Source organism: Candidatus Zymogenus saltonus, assembly GCA_016929395.1.
GTDB classification, from domain to species: domain Bacteria; phylum Desulfobacterota; class Zymogenia; order Zymogenales; family Zymogenaceae; genus Zymogenus; species Zymogenus saltonus.
Map to the genome: position 1 here is coordinate 35,352 of JAFGIX010000014.1, position 13,683 is coordinate 49,034.

Below are 13,683 nucleotides of genomic sequence, written 5' to 3' on the forward strand. Positions count from 1 at the left end.
CAATTTCTTGTCGATTATCCAAAACAGTCAAAAACCGACCCCCACCCATCCCTCCCCCCCTTTGGCCACCCAACCTTCTTGTCAATTTATTAGGGCGACCCCGCCCGACCGATTTTTAAATAGCATGGAAGGTTTTTTTTGTCAAGATGAATTGTCCGCTATCCAATAATCAATAAAGAAAAAACTCTCGAACTAAACATCCAAGACGGATATCAACGCCAGCATCGTGGGGTATATCATCGGGAACTCCCCCGACTCTCCCCTTTCGAGGGCCTTCTTGGGCGATATCCAGAAAGACTCCGAAACCTCTCCCGTCTCTATCCCCGCCCTCTGCCCCTCGGGCAGGATTGCCGTAAAAAAGATCGTGTAGAAGCGCTGATGTGCGAGGGGTGGCGTAATGAAGAGCTGGAGAAAGCTCAGGCTGAAGGCGGCGTAATAGAAGCCCCTATCGACTACCTGCTCCAAAAAGTGCTCCGAGCTTAAGTCGATAGACGATTTTCTCATCTCCTCGTATACGTCGCCCGAGACGATCTCCCCCTTGCCGTCACATAAGAGGAGCACCCCGGACTCCTCGAAGAGCTCCCTTATCCCGGCGGTGTAAAAGTCGACCGGGCTTACCGAATCCCCGGCATCTAAAATCTCCCCCACCTCCTCGTATTTGACCTGCGGGGTGAAGTCTCTCTCTTCAAACCCGATAACCCTCTCCCGCGCCTCACGGCTTCTGTCCACCCCGTCCACCCTTCCCCCTGGGAAGACGTAAAAACCCCCGAGGAAATCCATTGTGTCGGGCCTTTTTGTCAGGAAGACCTCCCTCTCCCCGTTAAGGCTGCGAACCAGCACCACCGTCGCCGCCGGCCTCGGGATCACCTCTTTACCAGTAGCCATTGGTACTCCTTTACATGGTTTAAGAACTCCCCGATTATCTCGTGGGTCTCGCTCACGATCGATCCGGAGAGGAGGATGTAGCGGATCTCATTATCGTCGCGAACGCCCAGAAGCTCCATCAGGCTCCCCCCGTCGTGCTTGTATCCCAGCCCGTCGACGCCCCTTTTCATATGGTCGAAAGATACCGACACCTCGTTGTGATTGAATAGGATTATCTTCTTGGGCCACCTGTCGGCGCGGTCATCCCGAAACATCTCCGACATGGACTTAGGTATCTCGAAGTCGGAGGAGTGCTCGGAGACCCAGAGGGCCGGCGCCCTCTCCATCGCCGCAGAGATGAACCTCAACGCCCCTGTGTTAAGGTTGATGGTGTCCGGGGCTGAGTCGATGTCGATCCCGAGGTCGTTGATATAGTCAAGCGCCCTGGAGAGACATTCCGCACCGCTCTCATCGACCCCGTCTGGCGCTCTCCCCGGCTTGGCTAACTCAATAAGATCGGACTTCCTAATATCGACGACGGCCGGTAGGTCGCCCAGGATTTCGTTTGCGATAATCAGGTCGAAATCCCCGGCACTTCCAAGAAACTCGAATGCGTCTGAGTTAACGAAATCTACCCTCCCCCCGAACCTTTGCAGAAGCTCCCTCTGCCTGTTCAGAAAGACGGGGCTTACGTCGGCCATTGTGATGGAGATATCTGGGAAGTTCGTTAGCAACCTCTCGGCGAGCCTGCCGTAGCCGCCCCCCACCTCCAGGATGCGGTCTCCGGACCTTATGAGATTGTTTGCCTTGAAAAGATCGGAGATCGTATCGCCGTACATCCGCTTTGTTTTAAGCGCCAGCATATAGGGCGAATCTGTATCCTTGAGGCACTCGCTTATTGTCTGCTCCCAGCCGAGGCTCGCGGCGTCGCTAAGGTGGTATTCGGTGGTGTCGTTGATGGAGATCATGGCCACTACTTGAAGACCTCGGAGAAGGCCTCTATCGCCATATCGATATCCCCGTTGTCTATTCCGAGGTGGGTGACCGCCCTGACCCTGTTTTCGTCCAGGGGGAGCATCAGGACGCCCAGCTTTGACATCTCGATGACCACTTCGATCGCTTTCATGGGGGATTGAGTCACGTCGAAGTAGACGATGTTCGTCTCGACCTCGTCCGGATCGATATTCACCCCCGGCATATCGGAGAGGGCTACGGCCATCCGCTTGGCGTTGTCGTGGTCGTCCTTCAGGCGATCCACGTTGTTTTCGAGGGCATAGAGGGCAGCCGCCGCGGCGATCCCCACCTGCCTCTGCCCTCCCCCGACCATCTTCCTCGCCCTGTGGACCCGATCCATCGTCTCTGTGTCCCCCGCTATAATCGAGCCCATCGGCGCCCCCAGCCCCTTGGAAAAACAGACAGTCACGGTGTCGAAGTATTTTGAATACTCCTTTGCAGGGATCCCGGAGGCCACCTGGGCGTTCAGGAGCCTCGCGCCGTCCATGTGCATCCTAATGCCCTTCTCGTCGGCGAGCTCCCTTATCCTCCTTATCTCGTCGATGGGGATTACAGCGCCGCTCCACCTGTTGTGGGTGTTCTCGATACAGACGAGGGAGGTTATCGGGAAGTGTGGATTTCCCCTCTGCCTGATCTTCGCCTCGACCTGCTCCCTCGTTATGGCGCCCCTATTCCCGTCCACGAGGTTCAGCTGCACCCCGCATATGGCTGCGGCCCCGGCCGCCTCGTAGTAGAAGATGTGGCTCTGGGAGTCGAGGATGACCTCGTCTCCGGGATTGGTGTTCGCTTTAACGGAGAGGAGGTTTCCCATGGTGCCCGAGCAGACGTAGAGCGCCCTCTCCTTTCCGAGCATCTCGGCGACCACCTCCTGAAGCCTGTTTACCGTGGGGTCCTCTCCGAATACGTCGTCTCCCACCTCCGCCTCGTAGATGGCCTTTCTCATCCCCTCGGTCGGCTTAGTTATCGTATCGCTTCTCATATCGATCGTCTTCATATACCAGCCCTATTCCAATATTGACAATTCGTAAAAGTGAAAATCCGTAACAGGTTTAAGATTTTATCAGAAAGAGGCTCACGAGGCAACCATATATTGAATTATATATTGAGAACGATATTGACATGAGCGCGAACTTCTGGTAATTTTCAACTATCCATTAGAAACGGGGATGAGAGATGGGAATCACTTACAAAGACTCGGGCGTTGACATAAACAAGGCGAACCTCTTCGTCAAGAAGATCAAGGAAGACATCGATTCGACAAGGACGGAGGGGGTTATGGGGGAGATAGGTGGGTTCGGGGGATTCTTTCGCCCCGACATCGCCGGCATGAAAGACCCGGTCCTCGTCTCTTCCACCGACGGCGTGGGGACGAAGCTTATTATCGCCCAGATGATGGGGATACACAGAACAGTGGGGATAGACCTCGTCGCGATGGTGGCAAACGACATCATTGTCACCGGCGCCCTCCCAATCTTCTTCCTCGACTACATAGCCACCGGCTCCATCGACGATGGAGTGCTTGCGGATGTCATCTCCGGAATCGCCAAGGGGTGCATAGACGCCGAGTGCGCCCTGATAGGCGGGGAGACGGCCGAGATGCCCGGGTTCTACCCGGAGGGGAAATACGACCTGTGCGGATTCTCGGTGGGTCTGGCGGAGAGGGATTCGGTCATAGACGGCTCCAAGATCGAGGCGGGTGATGCGATTGTCGGCGTTACCTCCTCAGGCCTCCACAGCAACGGGTTTTCCCTGGTGAGAAAGATCGTGTTCGACACGCTGAAGATGAAGCTTGACAACCATGTGGAAGAACTGAAAAAGAGCATCGGGGAGGAGCTCCTGACCCCCACGCGAATCTACGTGAAGATGGCAAAGTCCCTTTTTTTGGGGGAGGTAAAAATCCACGCTATCTCCCACATCACCGGAGGCGGCCTCGTGGACAACATCGAGAGGCTCCTGCCGGAGGGACTATCCGCCGTTATCGACACGAAGAGCTGGGATGTCCCCCCGATATTCCGGTTTATCAAGGAGGCGGGGAAGATCGAAGAGCTGGAGATGATGAGAACCTTCAACAACGGCATAGGGCTTGCCCTAATCGTTCCGTCCGATGAGGTGGATAAGGCGGTCTCCATCCTGAAAAAAAGTGGCGAGTCACCCTCTGTCATCGGCGGGATAGAGAGGAAAAAGGGCGAAGCCAAGGAGGGCGGGAGGGTTCTCTTCAGATAGCCGGGGTCGGCCTGCGGTTCCTTAAAAAGAGTTCACAAATGGTCTATAGAGATTTTCATTGAAGGATTTTTATTGAAGGATTTATATAACAGCTTGAAGGCGGTTTTGACGGAGATTCTAAAGGAAGCACGATGAAAATAAAGAAGTACAGGTTCGAGATTACGCTTGTCGTATCGCTGATTTTAAGCTCGGTCATCATGTACCTGATACACTATCTCATCTTTCACGATCTTCACCATATCGGCATCTACATGATAGGCGATATCGCCATTATGCCCATCGAGGTCCTAATCGTGACGCTCATAATTCACAGGCTCCTTCAGGTCAGGGAGAAGCGCAAGCTGATGACGAAGCTGAACATTGTCATCGGGGCCTTTTTCAGCGAGATAGGGGAAGAGCTGGTAAAGGCCTTCTCGGATGCGGATAAAAATATCGGCGCCATAAGGGGCAAGATACTCGAGACCAACCATTGGTCTAACAGCGAGGTCTCCCTCTTAAGCAAGCTCGTGGACTCATACGAGCCCGAGATCGAGAGCAGGGACTACAACCTTGAAAACCTCAGGTCGTTTCTCTTCGAGCGGAGGGTTTTTCTCCTGCGGCTCCTGGAAAACCCGAACCTCCTGGAGCACGACTCTTTCACCGATCTCCTCTGGGCAGTCACGCATCTCCAGGAGGAGCTATACTTCAGGGAGGATTTTGTAAGCCTCCCCGAGAGCGACTTTGCGCACCTCACCCTCGACATCAAGAGGGCTTACAGATCGGTCATCAAGGAATGGGTGCTCTATATGAAGCACCTTCATGACAATTACCCCTATTTATTCTCCCTGGCGAAAAGGATGAATCCCTTTGACGCCAACGCCTCTATAATCGTGAAATGATCGGCTAAGGGTGTTTTTTCAGACTGGCCTGTCAAGCGCCGAAACGGATGTGGGAACCAAGGAGGGTATATGTTGAAAATAGCCGTATTTATCTCCGGAAGCGGGACAAACCTCCAGTCGATCATCGACAACTGCGAGAGCGGGAGGGTGAACGCCGAGGTCGTGCTTGTCCTCTCCAACGAGCCGGACGCCTACGGGATCGAGCGGGCCAAAAAACACAACATCCCGGCGATCGTGGTAAATCACAGGGATTACGCCTCCCGAAAGGAATTTGAGGATACGGTTTTAAAATCGATAAGCGACTACGAGATAGACCTGATCTGTCTCGCCGGCTTTATGCGCGTCCTCACCAACAACTTTCTCGCGAGATTCCCGAACAGGATCATCAACATCCACCCCGCCCTCCTCCCATCGTTCGCCGGGACCCAGGGTCAGCAGGACGCCTTCGACTACGGTGTCAAGTTCACCGGCTGCACTGTCCACTTTGTGGACGCGGACGTGGACACCGGCCCCATTATAATTCAGGCGGTCGTGCCCCTGAAACAGGACGACACCGTGGAGACGCTGAAGAAAAGGATATTGGCCCAGGAGCACAAGATCTACCCCCAGGCGATTCAGTACATCGCTAAAGGGGCGGTTAAGATTGTCGGCAGGAAGGTGGTCATTAAGGACCTCGGCGATATTAACGACTTCGCCGAGATAAATCCCCCGGCGTCGATCTTTGATTAATAACGTGCCCCTGTGGGATTCGCCCGTACTGTTTTTGCAGCTTAAGGGGTGGCTTAGTGTTCCACTGACAAGTAGGAGCTTGTCGGTAACACCCGGCGCAAAGAGCAGACCATCGGTTTCCATTTCCCAAGGGAATGTCAGTATGTTTCCGGTTCCCCGCTTTCCGAGGGAGTTACATACATAATGATAGGATAAGGCACATTCCAAAAGCAGCAAACGAGATGTATTTCGTAAGCGCCTGCCTCGTTGGAGAAAACTGCCGATACGACGGCAACAACTCCTACTCCAAAAGGGTTACCGAGTTTCTCTCCGACAAGGAGTACATCGCCATGTGCCCCGAGGAGCTGGGAGGGCTTACCACGCCGAGGGCGCCGTCCTCCTTCATCGGGGGGACGGGAGAGGACGTCCTCTTAGGCAGTGCGAAGATCATCGACGCCGACAAAAAGGAGAGGACAAGAGAGTTCATCAAGGGGGCGGAGAGATCGCTTAGCGCGATAAGGGAGAGGGGAATCACCCACGCAATACTCAAGGAGAGAAGCCCCTCCTGCGGCGTACGGGAGGTCTACCTCAAGGGGAAAAGGGTCGAGGGGATGGGTGTCACCGCGGCCCTTTTTACGAGGGAGTCGATTGTTATTCTCTCCGACGAGGAGATATGAAATGAGAGAAGGAGATGAGAGAAGATATTAGATGAAAGAAAAGAGCAGGATCGTGTCCCTGAACAGCAGCTACAGGAGAAAGGGAAACACCAACCGTATGGTCGAAGAGGTCCTGAAGGGGTGCAGGGAGGCGGGGACCAAAACGGATCACATCTTCTTGATGGAAAAGGATATCAAGGCGTGCCTCGGCTGCTTGAAGTTCTCGAAATACAACGAGGAGACGTTTGGAAGGTGCGTCCAGAAGGACGACATGAGGGGGCTCCTCAAAAAGGTCGTCTTCGCCGACGGACTGATCGTAGCCTGCCTGGTCTACTGTGGGAACATGAACGCCCACATGGTGAAGTTCATGCACCGGATGTCGCCCCTCGCCTACGACAAGTCGCTTGACGGCGGCATGGTGGGAATCCCCGTCTACAAGCTCAAGCCGACAAAGCCGGGGATGTACATCACCAGCATGATCGCCCCCTTCCCTCTGAACCGGGTCATGGGCGTCTACCGCAATTTCTACAAGATGCTGAGACTCGTCCTGAGGCTCGCCGGCTTCAAGGCCGACTACGTCCTCAACGTGGGCGGATCGGAGGAGAAGACATCCATTCCAAATAGGGAGGAGATGAAAAGTAAGGCCTTTAAGCTGTGCATGAAGCTCGCCGGGCATTAGGCCGATATTCTCATTTTAGTAACGGTAATCGCCCCGCAACCAAAACGGGGCGTTTTTTGCCGTAATCCAACTGTCTTTTAGGCGCGGCGGCGGGCCTCACAAATTTCCTTGCATTCAAGGAAATTCATTATACAATTATAGATAGGTCGTTTGAATATCGATAAAGATGCTCAATGTTTTAATAAGGGAGTCAAATCATGAACGGGGAGGGACAAAACGAGAACGGTGAAGTGAGGGGAAAGATGAGGAGTCAGTGGTGGGTAAAAGAAGACTGGGGGAAACGGTGGCGGCAAAGCGACAGGCTTCACGCGGTCGGCTGGGCGGCGATCTTTATTTGGGCGGGTCTGGTTCTTCTGGCGGAGAGCACCGATTACGTCGCCAACTTTTACTGGTGGGACGGCTGGTTTGTCTTCTTTGCCGGGGCAGGTATAATCGTGCTCATTCAGGCGGTTGTTCGGGCGCTCGTTCCCGCCTTCCGCAGGCGGGTGATAACCACTTTTGTGATCGGATTCATCCTCCTCTCGATAGGGTTGGGAGAGCTTTTCGGCTTATTGTGGCCGTTTCTCTTGATTTCTATCGGGATAATCATTCTGGTGAGGAGTTTTGTGGGCCGGAGCTGACCGCCTTAGATTGTATCGGCTTTGCCGGCAGACTCAAACGTTGGTAATTAAGGATCGCCGGCCGATTCAATGCTTTTTTGAATTGATCAATTTCAATCCACCGCCGGGGATTTATTCCTGTTTCAGATAAATCCCATATCTTTTAAAGGGAGTCAATCGTGGAACATTATAAAGGCCTTTTTGAAAATAAGGTCGCCGTCGTCACCGGCGCCGCCTCCGGCATCGGAAAGGCGGTCTCCCTTGAGCTTGGGAGGTCGGGAGCAAACGTTGTCTGCGTAGACAAGGACGGCGAGGGCGCAAGGGATACCGCCTCATCGATTAAAAAGGAAGGGGGAACGGCCGAAGCCGTAATCCTCGACGTTACCGACGGAAAGGCGGTCGAGGCCCTGATAAAAAAGACCGCAAGAGAACATGGAAGGATAGACTACATCTTCAACAACGCCGGAATCGGCGTCGGGGGGGAGGTGCGTGACCTCAAGCCCGACCACTGGAAGAAGATCATCGACGTCAACCTCTGGGGAGTCATACACGGCACGCTTGCCGCCTATCGGATAATGATCGATCAGGGTTTCGGTCACATCGTCAACACCGCATCCCTTGCGGGCCTCGCCCCGACCCCCATCAACACCCCTTATGCCGTCACGAAGCACGCTGTAGTTGGATTATCCACCTCTCTCAGGGCCGAGGCGCGCGACCTCGGCGTAAAGGTGAGCGCCGTCTGCCCCGGCGTAATCGAGACCAATATCCTCTACAAGAGCGAGATGCTGAAGGCGGACCGAAAGGAGGCGCTGGCCCAGGTCAGGATTAAAAGGATGAACGTCGACAAGGCCGCAAGGGACATATTGAAAGGGGTTAAAAAGAACAAGCCGATCATTGTGATCACGCCCCACGCCAAAGTCCTCTGGCGGATTCAGAGGTTCTTCCCATACGTTATAAATTTCATCTCCCTTCTGGCCGTCAGGGAGTTCAGGAAGATAAGGGTGGACGATGAAAAAACTGCTGTCAAGAGAAAGGATTAGCGATGAAAGTTGTGGCCGTAAACGGAAGCCCCAGAAAAGATGGAAACACCAATGCCCTTATCAAGCACGTCTTTAAAGTCCTCGAAGACGAGGGGATAGAGACGGAGCTTATCGAGCTTCGGGGAAAAAAGATGGGGGGGTGCATGGCGTGTCTGAAGTGCTTTGCCAACAAAGACGGGAAGTGCGCCGTAAAAAACGATTTCCTGAACGAGTGCGTCGCCAAGATGGCCGAGGCCGATGGGATTATCCTCGGCTCCCCCACCTATTTTTCGGACGTTACCGCAGAGATGAAGGCGTTGATAGACAGATCGGGAATGGTGGCGATGGCAAATGACGCCATGTTCAAGAGAAAGGTGGGAGCGGGAATCGTCGCCACGAGACGCACCGGCGCAATCCACGCTCTGGCAACGATAAACCTCTTTTTTCTGATAAGCAATATGATAGTCGTCGGATCGAGCGCCTGGAACGTCGGCTTCGGATTTACCGAGGGGGAGGTGGAAAACGACATCGACGGGATACAATACATGAAAGACCTTGGGGAAAATATGGCGTGGCTTTTAAAAAAAGTCAACGGCTGAAATACGCCGCACTTAATTGGCCGGATTCTGGAAGATCAAGGTCGACAACGTGACGATTCTGCCCCTTCACCTCCTCAATTCAAGCTTTCGTTGTTCCCGGTACGCGGGCTGTTTGACAAGGCAAGGGATTTTGCAAATCCACCTTTGGAAAAACGTGACGGCTAAAAGCAATTGGGCCTCAATCAAGACAGGCCTTAAACCGCCCGATTATTTCATCCTTATCAACTCCCCAGCCCACAAATGCGAGCCGGGTGATCTTCTCGTCGCCGTGTGTCGAACTGGTTATATCTGTCAACTCTATCTCGGTCAGCTCCATCTTCCAGCCGACGTAACTTAAAAAGGCCGTCCTGTCGGAGAAGCTAACGGCCCCCTTTATCCGAAACATCCCGAATGGTAGGGAATTAAGGAGCTTCTCGAGGCGGGACTCGTTCAGCGGCCTTGACTCCACAAAGGAGAAGGAGATAAAGTCCTGGGCCTTCGTCCCTTCTTCATACCCCTTGTGCTGCGTTAAGCCCTTCCCCCCCTTTACCCCCTCCTTGATGACTTCAAGGTCGACCCTGGCCCGAACCGCCGGAACCACCGGCGAACCACCGGACGCCTCCCTTATCTCCTTCACCGCCTTTTCAAGCCGGTCCTCATCGATCAGGTCGACCTTGTTTAAGACCACGAGGTCGGCGCTCTTGAGCTGGTTGAAAAAGAGCGCCCCCAAAATGTCCCTGGCACTCCAAAGGTCAGCCTCCACCACCGTGACAATCTTAAGGGAATCCACATCCCCACCGTCGATGAACTCCCCCACTATCGGGATAATGTTTTTCGGATCAGCGACGCCGGAGGCCTCGATGAATATCCACTTAGGAGAAAAATTGTCGATGACATCCCTCAAGGTTTTTCTTATCCCAAGGGCCAGAGTGCAGCAGATGCAACCGCTGGTAAGCTCCACGACCTCCCCCACTCCCTCGAGGAGGGAGCCGTCTATCCCCACTTCGCCGAACTCGTTGACGATGACGACCGTGTCGGACATATCCCTTTCGCATGACAGCAGATGTCTTAAGAGCGTGGTCTTCCCCGCCCCTAAAAATCCTACAATCAGGACGACGCCCGCCCTCTTTTTATCATCTCCTTTTACCATACCGCTCCCCGTTGATTTAAAGATAAAGTTTACAGCCCGTACTTTTATCAGAGATTTGGCCGAGGTTCAAGTATCTTTATCCCGAATGCGAGATAAATTGAAAAACGGATACGAAAATCCGTTTTTGCCTTGACACGTCAACCGATATTGTGGATAAATATTAGTGTTTTTCTATAAATAAGATTCAATCGATGAATAAAAAGGAGCAAGATGGATAATATAAGCGTTTACGAGAAGCTGAGGGACAAGCTCTCGGTCACTCCGGTGGGTGCGCCGAAGGGCGAAGACTTTCTGGAGATACTTTCCATCATATTCACGCCGGATGAGGCCGATCTCGCCCTATCTATCCCATTCATGCCCGCCACGCTGGAGGATATAGCGAAGGGATCGTCAATGGACATCGAGCAGGCAAAAGAGCGCCTGAACGGGATGGCGGACAAGGGTATAGTCTACGCCTTCGAATACAAGGGGACGCCGATGTTCATGCTCTTCGGCGTGGTTCCGGGCATCTTCGAGTTCCCCATCATGAAGGGGAGCCTCGACATCGACTACCACAGGCTGAAATCCCTCTGGAAGAAGTACCACGACGAGGGGTGGGACTACGAAGACGCCAAAACAACCTTCCCCATCCCGATGGGGAGGATACTCGCGGTAGAGGAGGAGATAACCTCGAAAAAGGATGTCCTCCCCACTGAACTCGTCTACAAGTACATAGACGAGGCTAAATATATCTGCGTGGGGGAGTGCGCCTGCAGGACGGTCGTGAACAACTGCGACTCCCCGAAGGACGTCTGCATGGGACTCGGCTACGGGGCGAAGTTTCTTGCGGAGAGGGGGATGGCCCGGCTCATCGAAAAGGAGGAGGCAAAGGCGATCCTGAAAAGGGCCCATGAGGCCGGCCTCATCTCCTGCGTGGACAACAACAACGAGAACGTCTCGATGCTCTGCAACTGCTGCCCCTGCTGCTGCGGGCAGCTCACCGTGGCTACCAAGCACGGCCGCTACGACCTTCGCCCTGTGGGGGCCTTCGTCGCGAGCGTGGATTCGGACAAATGCACCGCCTGCGGCGCCTGCGAGGATAGATGCCCCATGAAGGCTATATCTATAAATGATTCTGCTGAAATAGACCCGGATAAATGCATCGGCTGCGGGCTCTGCGTCTCCGAATGCCCGGTGGAGGCCCTGGCGATGGTAAGGAGGGAGCCCTCCCCAACCGTCTACAACAACATCCAGGACTGGGCGATGGCGGCGGTGGAGACAAAGGGCACGGCAAAGGAGTTCATGGAGGAGCTCGGCGTAAAGGAGAAGAACTAGGCCGAGCCGGGAACATCAACGTGAGCCTCCGTGACTTTTCGGGGCCTGATTAAGAACGGTACGTTGTCATCTCGTGGCGATTGGGGGGCCTCCGGTTCATCTAAGGGGCCGTTGATATTTACACCGCCCATCGGAGTTTCGGATAAAGACTTCCTAATGATCTCCCGCAGACGGACATTGAATTGACGTTTTAAAACGCCGTTAAGTTATTAGCGAGCCGTTAGGAAGCCATTGAACACTATGGCTGGGCGGGGCGGCAGCATGACCCCTTGTCGTAAATATCGTTTAAGACTCGGCCCCCTTTATCGGCCTCATCCCGAATAGGAAGCGGGTCATCCTTGTCCTCTTTACGCATATGTCGTAAAGGAGCGTCGTCAGAATTAGAGACACTCCTGTGATGATTAAATATTTTGTTGTCACACCCAAACCCGTCTTCACCACGAAGTAGCCGAAGGCGACGACCACCAGCATGTGGATGATATAGACCGGCAGCGCCGACTCGTTGAAATAACTCAAGTATTTATTTGTGAAGCTCAAGAACCTGTGCCCGAGACCAAGGATGGCCATCAGCCAGAGCCAGCAGTTCAAACCCTTTACGGCCATGAAGAAAACCCACAGACCCGCGTCGTCCATAGTCCATGGGATATTCATGGAATAGATGGTCAAAACTATTATCTGGGTCACTACTCCCATGAAGAGGGCTGCGACCTTATAACGGTCTATCGACTTGGCAAAGCGCTCGTCCGAGGCCAATATGTAGCCGTAGATAAAGGCCGTTATGTATAACATGAAATTGGCCCAATCGTTTACGAGGTTCTGGAAGCCGGGCCACCAGGCGCGCAAAAATACCTCGACAAGAATAAAGGGAACCGCAAAGATGAATATCCCCCATCGCCTCTCGCAAAAACCGGCCACCCTGTCGAGGTAGTTTTTCCCCCGATCCCCCCTGAGATACAGAAAAAGGGACAGGGCAATGAGGGAGAATGTGAAGAGATAGGCCAGAAACCAGAGGTGTCCCCAGCTGAAATTGCCCTCAGGGTAGACGCCGTTGAAGAAAGTCGGGTAGAATCCGAGGAGCGACCCCGAAAACCTCCCCTCCTGAAGCCTCTGAAAGTAGATCATCGGCGGGACAATTACGAGGGTTCCGAAGACGAGGGGAACAAGGAGGCGTTTGACCCGGTCGACCAGGTACCGCCCCCCGCCCCTCGATTTCAGCGAATACCAGGAAGCCGCCCCCGACACAAGAAAGAGAAGCGGCATGTGCCACTGGTGCACAAAACCGACGAAGGTACTTAAAAATAGGGCTGTTTGATCGTTTTTGATATACGATATCCCATGGTGAGAAAATGCAACGGCCGTGTGGAACGGTATGAGGAGGTAAACCGCGAGGACCCTTATCCAGTCGATATCGTAGCGTCTTTCGGGTATGCCCATACGATCGCCGCGACTATTTTCTTCTCCCATCAGAATATCCGGTTACTAACGATTTTTCGGGGGACAGTCTTACAACCTTACTATTTCAGCGCCCTCTTCAGAATCTGCTTCCTGATGATGTCCTTGAGGTCGTCCTTCTCCTCATCGGGGATATCTATCAGGTCACCGGCGACGCCCTTTACGAGGTCCGAAGACATGAGGGAGCCTAAAAACGACTTCTCATCGTCGTCGTCGCTCAATTTCGGGATATCGAATCCGAACCTCTTCTTCGCCTCGGTTCTCAGGAATTCCATAATGGCCTTTTTGTCCTCGGCCGATATGTTCCCGATTTCTTCCTTGAGCTCGTCTATGAGCTCCGCGGCTATTTTTTTAAATATTTCGGCGACTACTTCATTGCTCATAACGCTTCTCCTATTTTAATATTGTTACGATTAAGACAAAAACCAAGGTGATATTTATCCAAAAACAAGATTATGGATGTGCGGGTTCAACTCTTTAGTGCAACAGGTTGATTAAAGAATACTTCTATAGGCGTCTTAAAATCAAGACACTTTCTTGGCCTGTTAT

15 protein-coding genes are annotated in these 13,683 nt (G+C 53.3%); 9 read left to right on the forward strand and 6 right to left on the reverse strand.

The window, feature by feature from the left end; all coding sequences use genetic code 11:
- Positions 1–192: 192 nt before the first annotated feature.
- Genes JW984_03030 through JW984_03040 form a run of 3 tightly spaced genes read right to left on the reverse strand, consistent with a single transcriptional unit; the run spans position 193 to position 2,872 of the window.
- Positions 193–885: an NUDIX domain-containing protein gene (locus JW984_03030; GenBank protein MBN1572152.1), complete on the reverse strand. Its 693-nt coding sequence runs from the start codon at positions 883–885 to the stop codon at positions 193–195.
- Complete coding sequence (locus JW984_03035) at positions 864–1,838, reverse strand: class I SAM-dependent methyltransferase (protein ID MBN1572153.1); 975 nt, start codon at positions 1,836–1,838, stop codon at positions 864–866. The genes JW984_03030 and JW984_03035 overlap by 22 nt, the downstream gene beginning before the upstream one ends.
- Positions 1,838–2,872, reverse strand: a complete 1,035-nt coding sequence (locus JW984_03040; GenBank protein ID MBN1572154.1) for an aminotransferase class I/II-fold pyridoxal phosphate-dependent enzyme — start codon at positions 2,870–2,872, stop codon at positions 1,838–1,840. The genes JW984_03035 and JW984_03040 overlap by 1 nt, the downstream gene beginning before the upstream one ends.
- A gap of 179 nt (positions 2,873–3,051) precedes the next feature.
- On the opposite strand from JW984_03040, the gene JW984_03045 reads away from it, so the two are divergent.
- The 8 genes from JW984_03045 to JW984_03080 all read left to right on the forward strand — a co-directional run bounded on the left by JW984_03045 (position 3,052) and on the right by JW984_03080 (position 9,239).
- Positions 3,052–4,101, forward strand: a complete 1,050-nt coding sequence (locus JW984_03045; protein MBN1572155.1) for a phosphoribosylformylglycinamidine cyclo-ligase — start codon at positions 3,052–3,054, stop codon at positions 4,099–4,101.
- Positions 4,102–4,238: 137 nt separating this feature from the next.
- The gene (locus JW984_03050) at positions 4,239–4,979 is read left to right on the forward strand and encodes a hypothetical protein (GenBank protein MBN1572156.1); all 741 of its coding nucleotides are present in this window, start codon (positions 4,239–4,241) and stop codon (positions 4,977–4,979) included.
- Between the two features lie 69 nt (positions 4,980–5,048).
- The gene (locus JW984_03055) at positions 5,049–5,708 is read left to right on the forward strand and encodes a phosphoribosylglycinamide formyltransferase (protein ID MBN1572157.1); all 660 of its coding nucleotides are present in this window, start codon (positions 5,049–5,051) and stop codon (positions 5,706–5,708) included.
- A 221-nt stretch (positions 5,709–5,929) separates the two neighbouring features.
- Positions 5,930–6,364 carry a DUF523 domain-containing protein gene (locus JW984_03060; protein ID MBN1572158.1) on the forward strand — a complete coding sequence of 145 codons (435 nt, stop codon included), beginning with the start codon at positions 5,930–5,932 and terminating at the stop codon, positions 6,362–6,364.
- Between the two features lie 31 nt (positions 6,365–6,395).
- Positions 6,396–7,022 carry a flavodoxin family protein gene (locus tag JW984_03065; GenBank protein MBN1572159.1) on the forward strand — a complete coding sequence of 209 codons (627 nt, stop codon included), beginning with the start codon at positions 6,396–6,398 and terminating at the stop codon, positions 7,020–7,022.
- 197 nt (positions 7,023–7,219) lie between these two features.
- Positions 7,220–7,642 (forward strand): hypothetical protein, encoded by a 423-nt coding sequence (locus JW984_03070; protein ID MBN1572160.1) that lies wholly within the window; start codon positions 7,220–7,222, stop codon positions 7,640–7,642.
- A gap of 158 nt (positions 7,643–7,800) precedes the next feature.
- Positions 7,801–8,661 carry an SDR family NAD(P)-dependent oxidoreductase gene (locus JW984_03075; GenBank protein MBN1572161.1) on the forward strand — a complete coding sequence of 287 codons (861 nt, stop codon included), beginning with the start codon at positions 7,801–7,803 and terminating at the stop codon, positions 8,659–8,661.
- A gap of 2 nt (positions 8,662–8,663) precedes the next feature.
- Entirely contained in the window at positions 8,664–9,239 is a 576-nt protein-coding gene (locus tag JW984_03080) for a flavodoxin family protein (GenBank protein MBN1572162.1), read from the forward strand.
- 178 nt (positions 9,240–9,417) lie between these two features.
- On the opposite strand, the gene JW984_03085 is transcribed toward JW984_03080, so the two are convergent.
- Positions 9,418–10,368 (reverse strand): GTP-binding protein, encoded by a 951-nt coding sequence (locus JW984_03085; GenBank protein MBN1572163.1) that lies wholly within the window; start codon positions 10,366–10,368, stop codon positions 9,418–9,420.
- Positions 10,369–10,578: 210 nt separating this feature from the next.
- On the opposite strand from JW984_03085, the gene JW984_03090 reads away from it, so the two are divergent.
- Positions 10,579–11,682 carry a 4Fe-4S binding protein gene (locus JW984_03090; protein MBN1572164.1) on the forward strand — a complete coding sequence of 368 codons (1,104 nt, stop codon included), beginning with the start codon at positions 10,579–10,581 and terminating at the stop codon, positions 11,680–11,682.
- A gap of 285 nt (positions 11,683–11,967) precedes the next feature.
- On the opposite strand, the gene JW984_03095 is transcribed toward JW984_03090, so the two are convergent.
- Positions 11,968–13,146, reverse strand: coding sequence for an acyltransferase (locus JW984_03095; protein ID MBN1572165.1), 1,179 nt, complete (start codon positions 13,144–13,146; stop codon positions 11,968–11,970).
- Positions 13,147–13,196: 50 nt separating this feature from the next.
- Entirely contained in the window at positions 13,197–13,517 is a 321-nt protein-coding gene (locus tag JW984_03100) for a hypothetical protein (protein MBN1572166.1), read from the reverse strand.
- Between the last annotated feature and the right edge of the window lie 166 nt (positions 13,518–13,683).